17 protein-coding genes and 1 pseudogene are annotated in these 19,428 nt (G+C 63.7%); 10 read left to right on the top strand and 8 right to left on the bottom strand.

Annotated elements, in window-relative coordinates:
* Positions 1 to 10 precede the first annotated feature (10 nt).
* Both dnaN and dnaA read right to left on the bottom strand, forming a co-directional pair.
* Positions 11 to 1,126 carry a DNA polymerase III subunit beta gene (gene dnaN / locus BM136_RS19130; protein ID WP_092974203.1) on the bottom strand — a complete coding sequence of 372 codons (1,116 nt, stop codon included), beginning with the start codon at positions 1,124 to 1,126 and terminating at the stop codon, positions 11 to 13.
* A 277-nt stretch (positions 1,127 to 1,403) separates the two neighbouring features.
* Positions 1,404 to 2,990: a chromosomal replication initiator protein DnaA gene (gene dnaA, locus BM136_RS19125; protein ID WP_217649363.1), complete on the bottom strand. Its 1,587-nt coding sequence runs from the start codon at positions 2,988 to 2,990 to the stop codon at positions 1,404 to 1,406.
* Positions 2,991 to 3,619: 629 nt separating this feature from the next.
* On the opposite strand from dnaA, the gene rpmH reads away from it, so the two are divergent.
* The 4 genes and pseudogenes from rpmH to yidC all read left to right on the top strand — a co-directional run bounded on the left by rpmH (position 3,620) and on the right by yidC (position 6,341).
* Entirely contained in the window at positions 3,620 to 3,754 is a 135-nt protein-coding gene (rpmH, locus tag BM136_RS19120) for a 50S ribosomal protein L34 (RefSeq protein WP_003262958.1), read from the top strand.
* Positions 3,755 to 3,816: 62 nt separating this feature from the next.
* Positions 3,817 to 4,239: a ribonuclease P protein component gene (gene rnpA / locus BM136_RS19115; RefSeq protein WP_092974198.1), complete on the top strand. Its 423-nt coding sequence runs from the start codon at positions 3,817 to 3,819 to the stop codon at positions 4,237 to 4,239.
* Positions 4,236 to 4,442, top strand: a pseudogene (yidD, locus tag BM136_RS19110) (membrane protein insertion efficiency factor YidD); the annotation flags it as partial. The gene rnpA and the pseudogene yidD, both read left to right, overlap by 4 nt.
* A 237-nt stretch (positions 4,443 to 4,679) precedes the next feature.
* Positions 4,680 to 6,341 (top strand): membrane protein insertase YidC, encoded by a 1,662-nt coding sequence (gene yidC / locus BM136_RS19105; RefSeq protein ID WP_092974192.1) that lies wholly within the window; start codon positions 4,680 to 4,682, stop codon positions 6,339 to 6,341.
* A 74-nt stretch (positions 6,342 to 6,415) separates the two neighbouring features.
* Here the strand turns inward: yidC and BM136_RS19100 are convergent, their stop codons facing one another.
* Positions 6,416 to 6,814 (bottom strand): VOC family protein, encoded by a 399-nt coding sequence (locus tag BM136_RS19100; RefSeq protein WP_092974189.1) that lies wholly within the window; start codon positions 6,812 to 6,814, stop codon positions 6,416 to 6,418.
* Between the two features lie 59 nt (positions 6,815 to 6,873).
* Here BM136_RS19100 and mnmE point away from each other — a divergent pair, with 59 nt between their 5' ends.
* The 3 genes from mnmE to BM136_RS19085 are packed head-to-tail and all read left to right on the top strand — an operon-like array spanning position 6,874 to position 9,042.
* Positions 6,874 to 8,319 carry a tRNA uridine-5-carboxymethylaminomethyl(34) synthesis GTPase MnmE gene (mnmE, locus tag BM136_RS19095; protein WP_092974186.1) on the top strand — a complete coding sequence of 482 codons (1,446 nt, stop codon included), beginning with the start codon at positions 6,874 to 6,876 and terminating at the stop codon, positions 8,317 to 8,319.
* Positions 8,320 to 8,324: 5 nt separating this feature from the next.
* Positions 8,325 to 8,714, top strand: coding sequence for an NUDIX hydrolase (locus tag BM136_RS19090; RefSeq protein WP_092974183.1), 390 nt, complete (start codon positions 8,325 to 8,327; stop codon positions 8,712 to 8,714).
* Between the two features lie 4 nt (positions 8,715 to 8,718).
* Positions 8,719 to 9,042: a low molecular weight protein tyrosine phosphatase family protein gene (locus tag BM136_RS19085; protein ID WP_092974180.1), complete on the top strand. Its 324-nt coding sequence runs from the start codon at positions 8,719 to 8,721 to the stop codon at positions 9,040 to 9,042.
* Between the two features lie 16 nt (positions 9,043 to 9,058).
* On the opposite strand, the gene BM136_RS19080 is transcribed toward BM136_RS19085, so the two are convergent.
* Both BM136_RS19080 and rpsU read right to left on the bottom strand, forming a co-directional pair.
* Positions 9,059 to 9,310 carry a hypothetical protein gene (locus tag BM136_RS19080; RefSeq protein WP_092974177.1) on the bottom strand — a complete coding sequence of 84 codons (252 nt, stop codon included), beginning with the start codon at positions 9,308 to 9,310 and terminating at the stop codon, positions 9,059 to 9,061.
* Between the two features lie 337 nt (positions 9,311 to 9,647).
* Positions 9,648 to 9,860, bottom strand: coding sequence for a 30S ribosomal protein S21 (gene rpsU, locus BM136_RS19075; protein ID WP_003262970.1), 213 nt, complete (start codon positions 9,858 to 9,860; stop codon positions 9,648 to 9,650).
* A 249-nt stretch (positions 9,861 to 10,109) separates the two neighbouring features.
* On the opposite strand from rpsU, the gene BM136_RS19070 reads away from it, so the two are divergent.
* Entirely contained in the window at positions 10,110 to 11,201 is a 1,092-nt protein-coding gene (locus BM136_RS19070; RefSeq protein ID WP_092974174.1) for a DNA topoisomerase IB, read from the top strand.
* Positions 11,202 to 11,234: 33 nt separating this feature from the next.
* Here the strand turns inward: BM136_RS19070 and BM136_RS19065 are convergent, their stop codons facing one another.
* Genes BM136_RS19065 through BM136_RS19055 form a run of 3 tightly spaced genes read right to left on the bottom strand, consistent with a single transcriptional unit; the run spans position 11,235 to position 17,221 of the window.
* Positions 11,235 to 12,779 (bottom strand): efflux transporter outer membrane subunit, encoded by a 1,545-nt coding sequence (locus BM136_RS19065; RefSeq protein ID WP_092974171.1) that lies wholly within the window; start codon positions 12,777 to 12,779, stop codon positions 11,235 to 11,237.
* 2 nt (positions 12,780 to 12,781) lie between these two features.
* Positions 12,782 to 15,934, bottom strand: coding sequence for an efflux RND transporter permease subunit (locus tag BM136_RS19060; RefSeq protein WP_092974168.1), 3,153 nt, complete (start codon positions 15,932 to 15,934; stop codon positions 12,782 to 12,784).
* Between the two features lie 15 nt (positions 15,935 to 15,949).
* Complete coding sequence (locus BM136_RS19055) at positions 15,950 to 17,221, bottom strand: efflux RND transporter periplasmic adaptor subunit (RefSeq protein ID WP_092974165.1); 1,272 nt, start codon at positions 17,219 to 17,221, stop codon at positions 15,950 to 15,952.
* Between the two features lie 566 nt (positions 17,222 to 17,787).
* Here BM136_RS19055 and BM136_RS19050 point away from each other — a divergent pair.
* Together BM136_RS19050 and BM136_RS19045 are read left to right on the top strand one after the other, a co-directional pair.
* Positions 17,788 to 18,459 (top strand): TetR family transcriptional regulator, encoded by a 672-nt coding sequence (locus tag BM136_RS19050; RefSeq protein ID WP_092974162.1) that lies wholly within the window; start codon positions 17,788 to 17,790, stop codon positions 18,457 to 18,459.
* The gene (locus BM136_RS19045; protein ID WP_092974159.1) at positions 18,456 to 19,349 is read left to right on the top strand and encodes a patatin-like phospholipase family protein; all 894 of its coding nucleotides are present in this window, start codon (positions 18,456 to 18,458) and stop codon (positions 19,347 to 19,349) included. Before BM136_RS19050 ends, BM136_RS19045 begins: the two co-directional genes overlap by 4 nt.
* Positions 19,350 to 19,428: the final 79 nt, after the last annotated feature.

Genomic DNA, 19,428 nt, shown 5'->3' with positions numbered 1-19,428 from the left:
CAGCGGTGCGTCAAATGCGCATCGGCATGACGACGTACTTGAAGGTGTCGTCGTCGGGCAGGGTGATGAGTGCGCTCGAGTTGGAGTCGCCCAGGCTCACCTGCACTTTTTCGGCCTTGAGGTTGGCCAGCACGTCCAGCAGGTAGGTGACGTTGAAACCGATATCCAGCGCATCGCCCTGGTAGTCGATTTCGAGTTCTTCCTGCGCTTCTTCCTGGTCAGCGTTGGTGGAGCTGATCTTCAGGACGTTGGTGTCGAGCATGCAGCGCACGCCCTTGAACTTGTCAGTCGTCAGGATGGCCGTGCGTTGCAGTGCGCTCTGCAGGAACGTGCGGTCGATCGTGAAACTGTTGCGGTAACCCTTCGGGATCACGCGCTGGAAATCCGGGAACTTGCCTTCGACCAGCTTGGAGATCAGTTCGATGTTGCCGAAGGTGAACTTGACCTGGTTCGACGCCAGTTGCACCGAGACGGGATCGTCCACGTCTTCGAGCAGGCGTTGGAGTTCGAGAATGGTCTTGCGCGGGATGATGACTTCCTGGCGGCCGCCGGCGCCTGCCGGTTGCTCGCCGGTTTCAACGCCGCAATAGGCCAGGCGGTGGCCGTCGGTGGCGACTGCCATGACCTGCTTGCCATCGACCACCAGCAGCATGCCGTTGAGGTAGTAGCGGATATCTTGCTGGGCCATCGCGAAGTGCACCATCGCCAGCAGATGCTTGAGCGTCTTCTGCGGCACCGTGATGCGGGCACCGAAATCGGTTGCCTCTGCGACGGTCGGGAATTCTTCGGCGGCCAGCGTCTGCAGCGCAAAGCGGCTCTTGCCGGATTGCACCGTCATGCGCTTGTCGTTGAGCGTGAGGGCGACTTCGCCGTCGGGCATGGCACGCAGGATGTCGACTAGCTTGCGGGCGGCCACGGTGGTGGCCACATCGCCGGTGCCGGCGCCGCAATCAGCGTGCGTGGTGATCTGGATTTCGATGTCGGTGGACAGGAAGGAAACCCGTTCACCTTGCTTGGTGATGAGCAGATTGGCCAGGATGGGCAGCGTGTGTCGGCGTTCCACGATGCCGCTCACGATTTGCAGCGGACGCAGCAGGTTGTCTCGCGAGGTTTTGACCAATTGCATGAAGGCGATCCTTGGCTTGAGAGGTGACACCGCGCGCGCCCCAGCCTGGGCCCACGTGGGCCGGTGCCTGCAGGAGCATTCGCGATTAACCCAAAGTTGTTGTAAATCAAGGGGTTAATCACAAATTATACCGCAAATAAGGGGGCGCTGGATAGCGTCACGCGCGCGGCAAATATGTCTATTGTGCATGAAAAGACGCCCGCATTCGAGCGGGCGTCTGTCGAGGCTTGATTCAGGGCGAATGGCGTTGCCATGCGCTCTGCTGACCATCGCGCGGTCAGCCCTTGAGCGTTTGCTCCAGCACGTGCAACTCGTGGTTGAGCTGGGCGTCCTTGGTGCGCTCGTCGGCGATCTTTCGCACGGCGTGCAGCACCGTGGTGTGGTCGCGTCCGCCGAACAATTCGCCAATCTCAGGCAGGCTCTTCTGCGTGAGTTCCTTGGCCAGATACATGGCGATCTGGCGCGGGCGCGCGATGTTGGCCGGCCGCTTCTTGGAATACATATCCGCGACCTTGATGTTGTAGAAATCCGCGCAGGTCTTCTGGATGTTTTCCACCGAGATCTGGCGGTTCTGTACGGTCAGCAGGTCTTTGAGCGCCTCGCGCGTGACCTCGATCGTGATCTCTTTGCCGTGGAAGTTGGAGTACGCCAGGATCTTGCGCAGCGCGCCTTCCAGCTCGCGCACGTTCGAGCGCAGGTGCTTGGCCACGAAGAAGGCCACCTCTTCCGGCACGGTCACGTTCTCCGCCTGCGCCTTCTTCATCAGAATCGCGACGCGCATCTCCAGCTCAGGCGGCTCGATGGCCACGGTCAGGCCGGAGTCGAAGCGCGAGATCAGGCGGTCATCGATGCCGGTGATCTCTTTCGGATACGTATCGCTGGTGATGATGACCTGCGCGCGGTTGGCGATCAGCGCCTCGAACGCGTAGAAGAACTCTTCCTGCGTGCGGTTCTTGCCCGAGAAGAACTGGATGTCATCGATCAGCAGCAGATCGAGCGAGTGGTAATAGCGCTTGAAATCGTCGAACGCCTTGCGTTGGTAAGCCTTCACCACATCGGACACGTATTGCTCTGCGTGGATGTAGCGGATGCGCGCGCGCGGATTCTCCATCAGCATGAAGTTGCCGATGGCATGGATCAAGTGCGTCTTGCCCAGGCCCACGCCGCCGTACAGGTACAGCGGGTTGTACGACTTGCCCGGGTTGTTGGCGACCTGGATGGCCGCAGCGCGCGCCAACTGGTTCGCCTTACCGGTGACGAAGTTGTCGAACGTCAGGATCTGGTTCAGCCGCGAGCGCTCGTGCACGGAATCGTCCACCGGCGCTTGCGGGGGCGGGGCCGGGTTTGTGACCACGGCGGGCGCTTGCGGCATGCGGTACGACTGGGCCCGGACTTCGGCGGCATCCATCACGGGCACATCGATATCGGCAGCGGTATGGCTGGCCGTTGCGAGCGCGGTTTCGCGATACACGGCCGGCGCGGGGCGCAGATTGGTCGCATCATGCGCGGCACCGTTGCCGACCGGCATGGCCTGTCGCGGTTGAATCTGTTGCCCCCCCAGAGGCTGCATCGGCACCGGCGCAAGCGACGGTTGCAAGGCCGCCTGGCGCTGGCCGGCGGTCGGGTCGAGCACGAACTGCACGTCGACCGTCGCCTCCCAGTAGTCGCACGCAAGCGACTGGATGCGGCCCGAGAACTGGCTCTTGACCCAGTCGAGCTTGAAGCGGTTGGGCGCGGCAATCCGCAGCGTGCACGCCTGCTCGTCGAATGACAGCGGCGTCAGCGGCTTGATCCACGTCTTGAATTGTTGCGGCGTTAGCTCACTTTCAAGCTGAGCAGACGCCGCATGCCAGAAATCCTGCATCGTTATCGCTAGGTGTTTGACCGGCGCCACACGCGTCTGTTGACGTCCCCGGGAGGGCCGGCCGCCGGGCGTCTGGCGCAGGCCAGAAACCGGGTGGCTTTCGTTATTGGAACGGGATTGTACCCCCTGCGGAAAGTTATCCACAAAGGATAAGTCTGTGGATAACCTGTGGACCCGCTGTGAGTAGCGGTGGACAACCGCTTTTATTGACTCGCCGCAAATCAAGCCCTGACAAGGCTTTGCGCAGAGCACACCAAGCCGCACAAGGCGATGGGGACAACTCGTCGCCGGGTGGAATTCGGGTGCCGGGCCCACGTTATCCCCAGTCAGCAAGGCTTGACAGATGTGGGAAATGCCGCTTAAATGTCGGGTTCTGCGATGCGCAGCAGGGGAGCGCACGCTTGTTCGTGTCAGATGCGGGGCGAGAAACACTTCGTCGCGACTGATCCGGCTTAGGCCCGATGCTCTCGGTGCCCGATGTTCCGGTGACACCCTAGACCTGAACAACACAGCGCACGGCGGTCTGCGTGGGCGATTTCTCTGACTGAATCGACACCAGGCCGCAGGGGCAGCCCTAGGCCCGGCGCGTGCGGCGATGTCCGCACCACCCATTAACAAGAGAGTGCATCATGAAGCGTACCTATCAACCTTCCGTTACCCGTCGCAAGCGCACCCACGGTTTCCGTGTCCGCATGAAGACCCGTGGTGGCCGTGCCGTGCTGAACGCACGCCGCGCCAAGGGCCGTAAGCGCCTGGCCATCTAAAGACGGCCGCGCCGAGGGTGGCGGCTCATGGCCGTTGCCCCTGGCTTTGCGGCACGCTGGCGATGGGCCTGCACGCCTACCCCAAGGCCGCAAGGCTGACAAAAACGGATGAGTTTTCATCCGTTTTTGCTTTGCGGCCGGTCCGGCGTAGTCGTCACTTCGTGCTGTATGTACGCGCCAACGGCAACGCCCAAGCGCGTCTGGGCGTAGTGATCGGCAAGAAATTCGCCAAGCGCGCTGTCGAGCGCAATCTCATCAAACGGCAGTGCCGGGAGTTGTTTCGCCTGCGGCAGCCTTTGCTGGGTGGGCGCGACGTGCTGATCCGCTTACAGGCGAAGTTTCCGCGCCAGGACGTGCCTACCGTGGCCGCCTTCAAGCGCATCTGCCGTGAAGAGCTGGCGCATCTCTTTGAGATTGCCACACGACCGCTGCCAGCTCCACCTGCTGCCACCCCTTCCCAGCCCACCGCTGGGAGCACGCCATGACGCGCGTGCTGCTGTTTCTGCTGCGCATCTACAAAGTGGCGTTCAGCCCGTTTGTGGGCGCGCAATGCCGTTTCCTACCGACCTGTTCTGACTACGCGCGCGACGCCGTACTCACTCACGGGCCCGGTTACGGCAGTTATCTTGCGGCAAAACGTCTATGCCGCTGCCATCCGTTCGCACAAGGCGGGTATGATCCTGTGCCGCCCGCCGCTGGCGACGCTGTGCCCCGCTCCAACGATCCCGCATCGACCGACGCGACCGCAGCTGACGCCCAGCCTGCGCGGCCGTCGATCCAGGCAGCGCCGGAAAACGTAGCAAGCAGCCCGAGGTTGGACCGAGAAGCGCAACCGTACAAGGGTACGGAGAGCATCGCAGGTTCAAGATCAGGCTGCGCAGCCGTTTTTCGGCGCTGGCTTCACCTTCCCAGACCGTAATCCGACATGGATATCAAACGCACCATTCTCTGGGTGATCTTCTCGCTGGCGGTTGTCCTGCTGTTTGACAACTGGCAACGCGCGAATGGCCACCAGTCGATGTTCTTCCCGACGCCGCAAACGGCCACGACGGCCGCCGCGCCGGGCAGCACGCCCGCAGGCGACGTGCCGAACAGTGCCACCACGGCAGCTGCCGCCGGCTCGCAGGCCGCCCCGGCCACGGGCGCTGCTTCGCAGGCACCGGCTTCGGAAAAGATCGTCATCTCGACCGACCTGCTGCGCGCCACCATCGACACCGACGGCGCGATCGTCACCAAGCTCGAACTGCTTGACCAGAAGGACCACGACGGCAACCCGATGGTGCTGTTCGACCGCAGCGTTGAGCGTACGTATCTGGCGCGCTCCGGCATCATCGGCGGCGACTTCCCGAACCACACGACGGTGTTCACGGCATCTGCCGGCCCGCGTGACCTGGGCACGGGCAACGATGTCTCCATCACGCTGACGGCCGATAAGGGCGGCGCCAAGCTGGCCAAGACGTATGTCTTCAAGCGCGGCAGCTACGTGATCGATACGCGTTTCGACGTGACGAACGACGGCACCGCGCCGATCAACCCGACGCTGTACCTGGAGTTGGCCCGTGACGGCGGCGCTGTGGAGCAATCGCGCTTCTACAGCACGTTCACCGGCCCGGCCGTGTACACCGACGGCGACAAGTTCCACAAGATCACCTTTGCCGACATCGACAAGGGCAAGGCGCACGTGCCGGCCCCGACCGACAGCGGCTGGGTGGCGATGGTGCAGCACTACTTTGCTTCCGCGTGGATTCCGGCTGACAACGTCAAGCGCGAGTATTACGTCAACCGCGTCGACACCAACTTCTACCGCATCGGACTCCAGGAGCCGCTGGGCACGATCGCCCCCGGCGCCAGTGTGTCGGCCACGGCCCGCCTGTTTGCCGGCCCGCAGCAAGCACGCATGCTTGAGGCCATCACGCCGGGCCTGGATCTGGTGAAGGACTATGGCTGGCTGACCATCGTGGCCAAGCCGCTGTTCTGGCTGCTCGAAAAGATCCACGGGCTGCTGGGCAACTGGGGCTGGTCGATTGTCGCGCTCACGGTGCTGATCAAGCTGGTGTTCTTCCCGCTGTCGGCCACGAGCTACCGGTCGATGGCCAAGATGAAGGACCTGCAGCCGCGCATGACGGCCATCCGCGAACGCCACAAGGGCGATCCGCAGAAGATGAACCAGGAAATGATGACGCTGTACCGCACCGAGAAGGTCAATCCGCTCGGCGGCTGCCTGCCGATCGTGATCCAGATTCCGGTGTTCATGGCGTTGTACTGGGCGTTGCTGTCGTCGGTGGAAATGCGCGGTGCGCCTTGGATCGGCTGGGTGCACGATCTGTCCGCGCCTGACCCGTTCTACATCCTGCCGGTGCTGATGGCCGTGTCGATGTTCGTGCAGACCAAGCTGAACCCGACCCCGCCGGACCCGGTGCAGGCCAAGGTCATGATGTTCATGCCGATCGCGTTCTCGGTGATGTTCTTCTTCTTCCCGGCCGGCCTGGTGCTGTACTGGGTGGTGAACAACTGCCTGTCGATCGCGCAGCAATGGTCGATCAACCGCATGCTGGGTACCAACAAGAAGGCGGCACCCGCCAAGTAAGGCGAATGCGCTTCAGCAAAAAGGGCACCTCCGGGTGCCCTTTTTTTACGCCTGCCTGAAACGCTTCAAGCGCTTCAAACGGGAGCGTGGCAGACGGCCTCGATGTTGTGGCCATCCGGATCGCGCACGAAAGCGCCGTAGTAGTTCGGGTGATAGTGCGCGCGCACGCCGGGTGCACCATTGTCGGTGCCGCCTGCGGCCGTTGCCGCAGCGTAGAACGCCTCCACCTCGGCACGCGTATCAACGCGGAAGGCCACGTGCAGCGGCGGCTTGTTCGGCCCCCGCCCAGCCATTGCTGCTGAAATCCAGAACTCCGCCTTGCCGGGCGGGCCAAAACCGGCCACATCGGTGTGGCCCGTGACGGCCGCCGGAAACTCCAGCACCTTGGCCAGGCCAATGGCGCCGAGCGCCTGTTCGTAGAACCGCTTGCTGGCTTCGAAGTCGCTGACGACGACGCCGGTGTGATCGATCATCCGAATCTCCTTGGTTGGAAACTGGCGCGCAACGGCGCGGCTGCCGCACAATACCGCCCATGACCGCTGCTGACCACCCTACCGCCTTGCCGAAAGCTTCCACCACGCCGCGCACGCCCATCCTCACGATCCCCATCGCGGCGATTGCCACCGCGCCCGGGCGGGGCGGCATCGGCGTGGTGCGCGTATCGGGGCCCGACGTGCGCGCCGTCATGCAAGCCGTTTGCGGGCGCCTGCTGACGCCGCGCCAGGCAACCTACCTACCCTTCCTCGACGCCAACGGCAACGCCATCGACCGCGGCATCGCGCTGTGGTTTCCCGCGCCGCATTCGTACACGGGCGAAGACGTGCTGGAGCTGCAGGGCCACGGCGGCCCCGTCGTGATGCAACTGCTGCTGCAACGCTGCCTGGTCGCCGGCCGCGAGGTTGGCCTGCGCGTGGCCGAACCCGGCGAGTTCACGCGCCGCGCCTTCCTCAACGACAAGATGGATCTGGCGCAGGCCGAGGCCGTCGCCGACCTGATCGAGGCCAGCACCGAGGCTGCCGCCCGTTCGGCGGCGCGTTCGCTCGATGGCGCGTTCTCGCAGGCAGTGCATGCGCTGGTCGAACGCGTGATCCATCTGCGCATGCTGGTGGAAGCAACGCTGGATTTTCCCGAGGAGGAAATCGACTTCCTGGAAGCCTCCGACGCGCGCGGTCAACTCGCCGACATTCGCGCGGCGGTGGATGGCGTGCTGGCGCAGGCGCGCCAGGGTGCGCTGCTGCGTGAAGGCCTGCACGTGGTGCTGGCGGGGCAGCCGAACGTGGGCAAGTCGTCGCTTCTCAATGCGCTGGCCGGCGCGGAACTAGCCATCGTCACGCCCATTGCCGGCACCACGCGCGACAAGGTGCAGCAGACCATCCAGATCGAAGGCATCCCGCTGAACATCGTCGACACGGCGGGCCTGCGTGACACGGAAGACGAAGTCGAGCGCATCGGTATCGAGCGCACCTGGGCTGCCATCGCTCGCGCCGATGTCGTCCTGCATCTGCTTGACGCTGCGGACTATCGCGCCAACGGCCTCTCGCCCGAAGATGCCACCATCGACGCCCGCATCGCCGAACACGTGCCCGCCGGCGTGCCCACCCTTCGCGTCGTCAACAAGATCGACCTCTCGGGCGTGGCCGTACCGGGCCGCGTGGATTCAGAGCCGCCCGAGGTGTGGCTGTCGGCGCGCGATGGCCTGGGCGTTGAATTGCTTCGGGCGGCGTTACTGGAAATTGCCGGCTGGCAGGGCGGCGGGGAGGGGCTTTACCTCGCACGTGAGCGCCATCTCGCTGCGCTGCGCACGGCCCGTGAACATCTGGCCACAGCGGCGGAACATGCAGATCAGCAAGCGCAATCGCTGGACTTGTTTGCCGAAGAACTGCGGCTTGCGCAGGAGGCGTTGAACAGCATTACGGGGGCGTTTTCGAGTGATGATTTGCTGGGCGTGATTTTTAGTCGGTTTTGCATCGGCAAGTGAGCACCATGTCTGCTTACCCCGTCTCCATCAAGGGCGTCCTGCACACGCCCACCGGCGAGATCGTCCTGCTGCTCAATGAGCGCGAAGAATGGGAGTTGCCCGGCGGCCGTATTGAACTCGGCGAATCCCCCGTCGAATGCCTTGCACGTGAGATTGCTGAAGAGCTGAACCTGCAGGTGGAGGTGCGCGCTCCGATCGACACGTATCTGTTTGAAGTCGTGCCGGGCAAGCATGTGTTCGTTGCCACGTATGCGTGCGCGCTGGCGGGCCCGTTTGAACCCATCGTCAGTCATGAGCACAAGCGCCTTGGGCTGTTTGCGCCCGACGCGTTGCCGATGAATTTGCCGAAGGGCTATCGGGCATCGATTGCGGCAACGCTGGAGGCACCGGTTTAGCCCGATGCGTGTGCTCTTCATCTGCAGCCGCAATCGGCTGCGTAGCCCGACGGCGGAAGTGGTCTTCGCCAAGTGGCCAAACGTCGAGACAGATTCAGCGGGCTTGGCTCCCGACGCAGACGTGCAACTCGACGCCGATCAGCTCGACTGGGCTGAGGTGATTTTTGTCATGGAACGCAGCCACCAGCGACGCCTGTCCCAACGGTTTGGTTCGCGGTTACGCGGCAAGCGCGTGGTGTGCCTGGGTATTCTCGACGACTACGCGTTCATGCAGCCGGAACTCGTCGCCTTGCTGGAGAAACGGGTTGGCCCGTATCTGCGCAGTTGATTGGTAAGCAAACCGTTCAATCCTTGCCCCAACGCCAGCGCGGTGGCTCGCCCTTCCACCAGCAAACCAGCACCAGCAGCGCTGTCACGCCCAGCACGTACAACGCAAAGCTCGACTGCGTGCGCCCTGGGTGCAGCCCGACGATGCCCGCCACCAGCAGTACGGCATAGATGGCGAGCACCATCCAGCCCTGCCAACGCGAAGGCAAGCCCCATCCCCAGCCGTAGCGTTTGGCAGGGAACCAGTATTCGTTGGAATTGGTAGGCATCGTTGTCTGAGAGCACGTGTGCAAAGGACGCATGCCACTGTACTCCCACGCAGAATCGGCGCAACAAACGCCAACAGCCAGCCGGTCAATTACCGCTGGCGGATGTCGTTTGCAACAGAGAAGGGCGCGCTGAGCGCACCGAAGCGGCGGACAATGGCGCACAGGCCATCAACCGCATCTTGCTAGCTTCTGTATCGGGGAGTGGAGCGTTGGTTGAATCCGGAAAGGCTTCCGGTACGCGCTAGGCGCTACAAACCAAGCTCAGCGGAACGGAGGTCGATTGACTTCACACCGCCAGCGGCAGCACCCGATTGGTGCTACCGAAACAATCGCGCGATTAGTAGAGCTTCTTCGGCAGCATTTGCGAACGCAGGCGTTTACGCGTACGCGACACGGCAGCAGCCTTCTTGCGCTTGCGCTCGGTCGTCGGCTTTTCGTAAGCGGTGCGGGCGCGCAGTTCCTTGATCAGGCCAGTGCGCTCGATTTCACGGCGGAAGCGGCGCAGCGCAACTTCGACCGGCTCGTTTTCTTTCAGACGGATGGTGGTCATCGGGTCCCTTGCTCAATATTCGGGTGGACGGCGAAACAGCGGATTATATACCGCCCAGAGGGCGTGCAGTGTAGTTGAATCTGTTTACCGATGCAAGGCACTTCCGATTGTGGCGGAAAGTCCATTTCTTGCCGCAATTTTGTGCAGATGCGTGGCCTCGATACTACGCCATAGGGCGGCCAACCATCGGAGTGCGCACGGAAGAGGAACGCCGCTTGCTCAGCGCGAGCATCCCTCCTGACTTCTATCGTGGAACGCGTTCCCAAGTCTGCGCCTGGGTTGGTTGCCACAAGCGCACCGCCCCTTGCCGAAGCGCTGCCCGAACGGCTGAGCTATGTGGACGACACGCGCCCGGGCTACACCCGGCGCCGGCTGCGCGGCCGCTTCGTCTATTTCGATACGCGCGGCGAGCGCATCCGCGATCCGGCGGTCATTGCGCGCATCAACAAACTGGCGATTCCGCCGGCCTATACCGACGTATGGATCTGCCCCCACGCGGGCGGCCATTTGCAGGCCACAGGGCGCGACGCGCGTGGGCGCAAGCAATATCGCTATCACGCCGACTGGCGCGCCTTTCGCGATGCCGACAAATACGGGCGGCTGCTGGCCTTCGGGTCAGCGCTGCCGCGCGTGCGTGAGGCGATCACCGCCCACCTGGCGGCGCCCGGCCTGTCGCGCGAGAAGATGCTGGCGACGGTGGTCTTTCTGCTGGACGTGACGCTAGTGCGCGTGGGCAACGCAGCGTATGCGCGCGACAACCGCTCCTACGGGCTCACGACGCTGCGCAATCGCCACGTGGAGGTGCACGGCAACACGGTGCGCTTTCAGTTTCGCGGCAAGAGTGGCGTGGAGCACGACGTGTCGGTATCGGACCCGCGCCTGGCGCGCATCATTCGGCGCTGCGTCGATCTTCCGGGGCAGGAGTTGTTCCAATACTTCGACGAAGCTGGCGAGCGCCGTGTGGTTGATTCCACGGATGTGAATACATACTTACAAGAGATTACCGGCGCGGATTTCACGGCAAAGGACTACCGCACCTGGGCCGGCAGCGTGCTCGCGCTGGATCTGTTGCGCGGGCGCACCTCGGCGAGCGTTACCGAGGCGCGCCGGCAGGTGGTGGAAGCCGTTGCTGCCGTGGCCCAACGCCTGGGGAACACGCCGGCCGTCTGCCGCAAGTGCTATGTGCATCCGGCCGTGGTGGACGCCTTCCTGGCCGGCGAGCTGGAAGCACTGCCCCCGACCCGCGCGCGCAAGGGCCTGCGACGCGAAGAAGTGGCCCTGCTTCGATTTCTCGAACACACTGCCAGCGCAAAGGGCACGGGCGAAAAAAAGCCCGCCTGAACAAGGCGGGCTTTCGAGCGAACAGACGCGAATTTACTTCGATTGCTGCGGCGTCATGTCCGGCGTGACGGGCGCAACGCCCGGCGCAGCCGTCGGCTGAGCCTGCTGTGCGGCCACGGTGGTGCTGTGTTCCTGCAGACCGCCACCCAACGCCGTGTACAGATCGATGGCGTTGGTCAGGCGCGCCAGGCGCGTCTGCACCAGCGTCTGGTCGGCGCTGAACAGATCGCGCTGTGCATCGAGCACGTCGAGGAAGCTCGACACGCCGTTGCGATAGCGCTGGTCAGACAGCGTCAGGCGATCGGCCGTCGCATCGCGGAAGCGCTTCTGCGCTGCCACCTGCTCTTCCAGCGTGCCGCGCGCCACGAGGGCGTCGGACACTTCGCGAAACGCGGTCTGGATCGTCTTCTCGTAGTTGGCAACCGCGATCTTCTGGTTGGTCTTGGTCAAGTCCAGGTTGAAGATGTTGGTGCCCCAGTTGAAGATCGGCAGCGTCAAGTTCGGCACGAACGACCACAGCCCCGTTCCGCTCTTGAAGAGATCGTGCAGCGCCGTGCTGGCCGTACCGATATTCGACGTCAGCCCGATGCTCGGGAAGAACGCCGCACGCGCCACGCCAATGTTGGCGTTGGCGGCAATCAGCTTCTGCTCGGCCTGGCGAATGTCCGGGCGCTGCTCCAGCAGTTCCGAGGGCACACCGGGCGGAATGTCAGCGACGATCTTTTCCGACGACACCGTGGTCGGCGTGGGCAGGTCGGCCGGCAAGGGAGCGCCGACCAGCACCACCAGGGCGTTGGTCGCCTGGGCGTACTGGCGCGTGAGCTGAGCCACCGACACGCGGGCCGACTCCACCAACGTCTCGGTCTGGCGCAGGTCCAGCGCCGACGAAGCGCCGACGTCAAACCGCTGCTTGGCGAGCTTGTAGTAATCCTCGCGGCCCTTCAGGGTCTGCTGTGCCAGGTCCAGCTGCTCGGCGTAGGCGCGCTCGTTCAGGTAGGCCTTCGCCACCTGCGAGATCAGGCTGATCTGCGCGGCACGCCTGCCTTCGTCCGTCGCCAGATAGCTCGCACGCGCGGACGACGTAACGTCGCCCACGCTGAACAGGTTCACCTGGTAGTTGCTGATACCCACGCCAAGCTGGTACTGCTTGGTGTAGATGTCGCCGCCGGTGGTTGAGATCGACGGCGGCGTATGGCTGCGCGTGTACGTGGCAGATGCGTTGACCGGCGGCAGCAGGTCGGCGATCTGCAGGCGGTACTGCGCACGCGCCGCCTCGACGTTGAGCATGGCCACGCGCAGGTCGCGGTTGTTCTCAAGCGCAAGGCCGATCAGCTTCTGCAGGCGCGCATCGGGGAAGAACTCGCGCCAGCCCAGTTCGGTCGCGCGCGGGGCGTTCTCGCCGGGCTTGGCAGAGTCTGCCGGCACGGCATAGCCGGCCGGTGCCTGCGGATAGGTGCTCGTTACCGGAGCATCCGGGCGCTCATACGTCGGCGCCAGCGAGCAGCCGGACAGTACGCCGGCAGCCAGCAGGAGCGCCGGCAGCAGCGCGGGGGTTCGAAAGGTCATCGTTTTCTGCATGTTCAGATTTCCTCGTCCAGCGGACGGTGCGCGGCATCCAGGCGGCGTTGGCGCTCGCTGCCCTTGAAGATGCGGCGGACCACCACGAAGAACACAGGCACCAGCACCACGGCCAGCACCGTCGCGGTGATCATCCCGCCCATCACGCCGGTACCGATGGCGCGTTGGCTGGCAGAGCTGGCGCCGGTGGCAATCGCCAGCGGCAGCACGCCAAGGATGAAGGCGAACGACGTCATGATGATCGGGCGGAACCGCAGGTGCACGGCTTCCAGCGTCGCCTCGATCAGGCCCTTGCCTTGCGCCTGCAAGTCCTTCGCAAACTCGATGATCAGAATTGCGTTCTTGGCGGACAAGCCCACCACCGCGATCAGGCCGACCTTGAAGTACACGTCATCGGGCATCGCGCGCAGCGTCACGCCCAGCAGTGCGCCAAGCACACCCAGCGGCACCACCAGAATCACCGCCGCCGGGATCGACCAGCTTTCATACAGCGCTGCCAGCACCAGGAACACCGCCAGCAGCGACAACGCATACAGCGCCGGCGCCTGCGAGCCCGAGGCCTTTTCCTGCAGCGACTGGCCCGTCCATTCGTAGCCGATACCAGCCGGCAGCTTGGCAGCCAGGCGCTCCATCTCGGCCATGGCATCACCCGAGCTGGCACCCGGCGCGGCCGCACCCGAAAGGCGAACAGCCGGATAGCCGTTGTAGCGCACGAGCTGCACCGGGCCGACGATCCAATGGCCCTTGGCGAACGTCGACATCGGGACCATGTTGCCCTGCGCGTTGCGCACGTACAGGTTCATGATGTCTTCGGGCTGCATGCGGTTGATCTTGTCCGCTTGGACGATCACACGCTGCTGACGACCGTAGTTCGGGAAGTCGTTGGCGTACGCCGAACCCAGCGCTGTCGACAGCACAGCGTTGATGTCGGTGAACGAGACACCCAGCGCGTTGGCCTTCTCGCGGTCGATATCCACCTGGTACTGCGGCGAATCTTCCAGACCTTCCGGGCGCATGCCAGTAATGATCTTGCTTTTCGCCGCCATCCCCATCAGTTGATTGCGAGCGGCCATCAGAGCGTCATGCCCCAGGCCGGCACGATCCTGCAGACGGAAGGTAAAGCCGGTGGCATTGCCCAGTTCCGGAATCGGCGGCGGGTTCAGCGGGAACACGATCGCATCGCGAATACCACCAAACAGCGCACCAAAGGCACGGCCGGCCACGGCATCAGCAGTTTGATCCTTGCCCTTACGCTCGCTCCAGTCCTTGAAGGGGGTGAACACGATACCGGCGTTCGGGCCGTTACCCGAGAAGCTGAAACCCTGCACGGCCACAATGTTCTCGACCGCCTTTTCCTGCTTGTAGTAGTTCTCGACCTGCTTGATCACTTCCAGCGTGCGGTTGGCCGATGCACCCGGCGGCAACTGGATGTTGGTCACGATGTAGCCCTGGTCTTCGGTCGGCAGGAACGAAGACGGCAGGCGCAGGAACAGGAGCACCACCGCAGCGATCAGCGCAGCGTAGATCACCATGTAGCGGAAGGTCTTCTTCAGCATGCGCTCCACGAAGCTTTGATAGCGGTTCGTGGTCGTGCTGAACATGCGGTTGAACCAGCCGAAGAAGCCTTTCTTCTCGTGGTGCGAACCCTTCTCGATCGGCTTGAGCAGTGTCGAGCACAGTGCCGGCGTGAGCGTCAGCGCCATGAGCGCCGAGAAGAAGATCGACGACACCATCGACAGCGAGAACTGGCGATAGATCGCGCCCACGGAGCCCGAGAAGAACGCCATCGGGATGAACACGGCCATCAGCACCAGCGTAATACCGATGATGGCGCCCGTGATCTGGCCCATGGCCTTGCGGGTGGCTTCACGCGGGGGCAGGCCTTCTTCGGCCATGATCCGCTCGACGTTTTCCACCACCACGATCGCATCGTCAACGAGAATACCGATCGCCAGCACAAGGCCAAACATCGTCAGCACGTTGATCGAGAAACCCATCGCGTTCATGACGGCAAACGCGCCCAGCAGCGAGATTGGCACCACGATCGACGGCACCAGCGTGTAGCGGATGTTCTGCAGGAACAGCAGCATCACCAGGAACACCAGCACCATGGCTTCGAACAGCGTCTTGACCACTTCCTCGATCGAGATCTGGACGAACTTGGAGGTGTCGTACGGCACCTTGTATTCCACGCCCGCCGGGAAGTACTTCGAGAGCTCTTCCAGCTTGGCCTTCACGGCCTTGGCCGTACCCAGAGCGTTACCCGTGGGCGAGAGTTGCACACCAATGGCCGAGATCGGCTGGCCGTTGATCCGCGCAGAGGTCGAGTAAGTCTGGCCGCCCAGTTCCAGGCGTGCAACGTCCTTCACGCGCACCAGCGAACCGTCAGGCTTGGCCACCAGCACGATGTTGCCGAACTGCTCAGTGGTCGTGAGCTGGCCCTCCACCACGACCGTTGCTGCGAGGGGCTGATCGGAGACAGACGGCAGATCGCCGATCGTACCGGCCGAGACCAACGCGTTCTGTGCGCGGATAGCGTTGTAGACATCCGTGGGCGTCAGCTTGTAGCCGACCAGCTTGGCCGGATCGATCCAGACGCGCATGGCGCGTTCCGTACCGAACAGGATGGCCTGACCCACACCCGGCACGCGCTTGATTTCATTCAGCACGTTGCGTGAGATGTAGTCACCCAGTGCGACCGGGTCCATCTTGCCGTCGGTGGATGCCAGCGTGGCAAACAGCAGGAAGTTCGAGCGGGCCTTGTCGACCTGCACGCCCTGCTGCGTCACCGCAGAAGGCAACCGAGCTTCCACGCGCTTCAAGCGGTTCTGCACGTCCACCTGCGCCAGTGCCGGATCGGTACCGGCCTTGAACGTCACGGTGATCTGCGCCTGGCCGTTACCGCCCTGGCTGACCGACTCCATATAGAGCAGGCCGTCCGCACCGTTCATTTCCTGCTCGATGATGCTGGTGACGGATTCGTCCAGCGTCTTCGCGTTGGCGCCCGGATACGTTGCCGTGATGATGACGGACGGCGGCGCGATGGTCGGGTACTGCGAGATCGGCAGCTGGGTGATCGAAATCGCCCCAGCAAGGATGATGAACAGCGCGAGCACCCAGGCAAAGACCGGGCGATCGATAAAAAACTTTGCCATGCGATGGCTCCTTGTTTACTGCTTGGCTGCCGGTGCGCTGGCAGCGGGAGTGCTTGCAGCAGGGGCGCTGGCCGCCGAAGCGGGTGCGGCGCCGCCACCCTGGCCGCCCTGACCTTGCGGGCCCTTGCCCTGGCCTGCCGACATCGGCTGCCACGGCACAGCCTTGACCGGTGCGCCCGGATGAACCTTCTGCAAACCGTCGACGATCACCTTGTCGCCTGCCTTCAGGCCGCTGGCGACGATCCATTCCGTACCGGTCGAGCGATCGGCCTGGACTTGGCGCACTGCAGCCATGCCCTTCTCGTCGACCACCATGACCGAGGCGCCGTCCGGGCTGCGCGTCACTGCTTGTTGCGGCACCGTGATCGCCTGCTCGTCGACGGCCTGCTCCAGGCGGGCGCGTACGTACATGCCCGGCAGCAGCGTGCGATCGGCGTTCGGAACAATTGCGCGCAACGTGATCGTGCCCGTGGCCGGGTCCACTGTCAGGTCCGAGAAGTAGAGCTTGCCCGACTGTGCATAGGCGCGGCCGTCTTCCGTCACGAGCGTGACTTTGGCTGCATCACCACCGGCCTTGGCCAGCTTGCCGTCCTTGAGCGCTTGCTGCAGACGCATCACTTCGGTGCTTGACTGCGTGAAGGTCAGGTAGATCGGGTCGATCTGCTGCACGGTCGTCAGCAGCGTCGCCTCGCCCTGGCCCACCAGCGCGCCTTCGGTGACCTGCGCCAGACCAGCACGCCCGGAGATGGGCGAAGTCACGCTGGCGTAGCCGACGTTCAGCTTGGCGGTTTCCACGGCAGCGCGGGCGGCGGCCACGTCAGCGGTGGCTTGCTTGGCGGCGGCGGTGGCGTCGTCGTAGTCCTGCTTGCTGATGGCGTTGGTGGCAACCAGCGGCTTATAGCGTTCAGCCTTCAGTTGCGCCTGCGTTTGCGTGGCTTCCGAGCGCGCAAGCTGTGCCTTGGCGCTGTCGAGCGACGCTTGATACTGCGCCGGATCGATCTGGAACAACTGCTGGCCGGCCTTCACGTCACTGCCTTCAGCGTAGGTGCGCTTGAGCACAATGCCTGCGACCCGTGCGCGCACCTGCGCCACCCGCGTGGCCTCCAGGCGGCCCGGCAACTCGCTGGTCAGACCAACGGAGTGCGGCTGCACGGTCACAACGCCGACTTCGGTCGGAGGCATGCCGGCGCCGCCCGGCCCTTGTGCCTGCTTGTTGCCGCAGGCTGCAAGTGCCACCACCGTGAATGCGGCGGCAGCGAGTTGGTGATAACGGCGGGTGTTCGTCATAGATGACCCCATGTGGCGATAAGCGGAATGCCGGGTGCCGCCACGCCGCGCAAACGAGTGCGACGCCGGCAAACCGTCAGCGAAACCAAAAAACACAAAACGAAAACGTCCGATGCTAGCTGCATCTCGCGGCGTGCGATATGGCCTTTGCGACGAACTCGCAACAACTCGGACCAGAATGCTAAGACGCGGGAGCGATCGGCAGTCGATCTCCGACTGGCTACCGACAGACAGAAGTCGGCTCCAGACCACGTGCCCGGGATTGGATGTGGCGCATACGGCCATGGGCAAGCGACGGAGTGCGCGCTATTATAGATACGTTCGCGCATGTATGTAAGTGACGCCGTTACGAATAGGGACTCCGTTGACACCTTTCCGGAGTTCGTAGCAATGACGGCGATCAAGCGAACGTGCGGCGAATACCGCGCTGCGACAAGCATTGTCAGCCAACGGACCCGCTGCCGCGTTGTGCGAAGCGCAATAGTGCGTTGCCTGGAATTGTGCATTGCACAAAAGCCAATCGAAAGAACGTCGACTCAGGTGATACGGCGTTCCTCTGGAAGATCATGGTTAGACGAACGAAGGAAGAAGCACTGGAAACACGTAACCGCATCCTGGATGCGGCGGAAGACGTGTTCTATGCGCGCGGCGTGGCACGCACATCGTTATCGGATATCGCGCAGGCCGCGGGCGTGACGCGCGGCGCCATCTACTGGCACTTCCGCAATAAGACCGATGTTTTTGCCGCCATGTGCGAGCGCGTGAAACTGCCCATGGAGACCATGTGCACCCCGCTCGGGGTGGAAGCCGATGATCCGTTGGGCGAATTGCGCACGGTGGGCAACTTCCTGTTGCGGCAACTCGTGGAAGATGCGCACTGGCGCAAGGTCTTCGAGATCATGTTCAACAAGTGCGAGTTCGTGGAAGACACCAGCCCCATCCTCAAGCGCCAACAAGAATCATTTGAGGAAGGCATGACCCACCTGACGAGCATCATCGAGCAGGCAACGCGGCGCGGGCAACTGCCGGCCGACCTCGATATCCCGCTGGCCGTGGCGCATTTCCATGCCACGTTCAACGGCATCATGGGCGATTACCTTTTCTACCCGGATGCCTCCAGCCTCGCCACCAAGCGCGAGCGTCTGCTGGATGCGTGCATCGACACACTGAAATACGCGCCATCGCTGCGGCTAGAGCCGACAGCGGCCGCGGCCGCCCGCACGGGGACTCCGGCATGAACGCGCCGGTGTTCGATCAGATGGTCTTTGCCGGCGGCGGCAACCGCTGCTGGTGGCAGGCCGGCTGGTGGGATGTCGTGCAGCCCGAACTGGGCCTGGCGCCGCGCGTGATTGCCGGCATCTCGGCCGGCGCATCGACGGCGTGCATGCTGCATGCATGGAATTCGGCCGAGCTGATGGATTACTACGGCGAAGCCCTGCGTCAGAACACCCGCAACGCCCATTGGGGCAACCTGCTGCGCGGCGAGCGCGTGTTTCCGCATTACGGCATGTACCGCACGGCGCTGCTGACGGTGTTCGGCGAGGGTCGCTTCGGGCGGCTGGCGCAGGCGCCCGAGATCCGTATCGGCGTGGCGCATATCCCGCGCTGGCTGGGCGCACGGTCGGCGGTGGCGGCAGGGCTGATTGCCTACAACATCGAAAAGCACGTCCGCAAGACGCTGCACCCGACGCTGGGCAAGCGCCTCGGCTTCACGCCGGAAATCGTGCGCGCACAGGATTGCGCCACGCCCGAGGATCTTGCGGATCTTCTGCTGCAATCGGCCTCCACCCCGCCGTTCACGCCAGTGCTGCGGCGCGCGGGGCGGCCAGTACTCGACGGCGGGATGGTGGACAACGTGCCCGTGCACGCGCTGGACGCCACGCCCGGCGACGCGCTGGTGCTCGTCACGCGCCTGTACCCGCGGCCGACGTATTTCCGCATGGATGTGCCCGTGGCCGACGGCGTGCAGCGCCGCTTTTACGTGCAGCCCTCGCGCAAGGTTCCCATTTCAAGCTGGGATTACACCCGCCCGGGCGCTATGCGCGACGCCTATGCGCTTGGCCGTCATGACGGCGAAACCTTCCTGCGCGAACTTCCACGCGGGTTCGCCACGGCGGCGGCTGCGTAGCCTCCTCCTCTAAGACAGGCGGCGGGCGCGCCGCTTGCTGCGCATGGCGCGCCCGCCGGCGTGCCACCAAGGTCGTCCG

The organism is Ralstonia sp. NFACC01, from assembly GCF_900115545.1.
In the GTDB taxonomy this organism is placed as follows: Bacteria; Pseudomonadota; Gammaproteobacteria; order Burkholderiales; family Burkholderiaceae; genus Ralstonia; species Ralstonia mojiangensis.
The sequence above is the reverse complement of the archived record's forward strand: the minus strand, read 5'-3'. Positions and strand labels throughout refer to the sequence as shown.

Excerpts from the sequence above, each read along its gene's own strand:
- mnmE (WP_092974186.1), top strand. The coding sequence starts at position 6,874 with ATGACCGCTGCTGACCACCCTACCGCCTTGCCGAAAGCTTCCACCACG.
- rpsU (WP_003262970.1), bottom strand. The coding sequence starts at position 9,860 with ATGACCACCATCCGTCTGAAAGAAAACGAGCCGGTCGAAGTTGCGCTG.
- BM136_RS19065 (WP_092974171.1), bottom strand. The coding sequence starts at position 12,779 with ATGCAGAAAACGATGACCTTTCGAACCCCCGCGCTGCTGCCGGCGCTC.
- BM136_RS19080 (WP_092974177.1), bottom strand. The coding sequence starts at position 9,310 with ATGCCTACCAATTCCAACGAATACTGGTTCCCTGCCAAACGCTACGGC.
- BM136_RS19055 (WP_092974165.1), bottom strand. The coding sequence starts at position 17,221 with ATGACGAACACCCGCCGTTATCACCAACTCGCTGCCGCCGCATTCACG.
- BM136_RS19050 (WP_092974162.1), top strand. The coding sequence starts at position 17,788 with ATGGTTAGACGAACGAAGGAAGAAGCACTGGAAACACGTAACCGCATC.
- rnpA (WP_092974198.1), top strand. The coding sequence starts at position 3,817 with ATGGGCCTGCACGCCTACCCCAAGGCCGCAAGGCTGACAAAAACGGAT.
- yidC (WP_092974192.1), top strand. The coding sequence starts at position 4,680 with ATGGATATCAAACGCACCATTCTCTGGGTGATCTTCTCGCTGGCGGTT.
- BM136_RS19100 (WP_092974189.1), bottom strand. The coding sequence starts at position 6,814 with ATGATCGATCACACCGGCGTCGTCGTCAGCGACTTCGAAGCCAGCAAG.
- BM136_RS19090 (WP_092974183.1), top strand. The coding sequence starts at position 8,325 with ATGTCTGCTTACCCCGTCTCCATCAAGGGCGTCCTGCACACGCCCACC.
- BM136_RS19060 (WP_092974168.1), bottom strand. The coding sequence starts at position 15,934 with ATGGCAAAGTTTTTTATCGATCGCCCGGTCTTTGCCTGGGTGCTCGCG.
- BM136_RS19045 (WP_092974159.1), top strand. The coding sequence starts at position 18,456 with ATGAACGCGCCGGTGTTCGATCAGATGGTCTTTGCCGGCGGCGGCAAC.
- BM136_RS19085 (WP_092974180.1), top strand. The coding sequence starts at position 8,719 with ATGCGTGTGCTCTTCATCTGCAGCCGCAATCGGCTGCGTAGCCCGACG.
- dnaA (WP_217649363.1), bottom strand. The coding sequence starts at position 2,990 with ATGCAGGATTTCTGGCATGCGGCGTCTGCTCAGCTTGAAAGTGAGCTA.
- dnaN (WP_092974203.1), bottom strand. The coding sequence starts at position 1,126 with ATGCAATTGGTCAAAACCTCGCGAGACAACCTGCTGCGTCCGCTGCAA.
- rpmH (WP_003262958.1), top strand. The coding sequence starts at position 3,620 with ATGAAGCGTACCTATCAACCTTCCGTTACCCGTCGCAAGCGCACCCAC.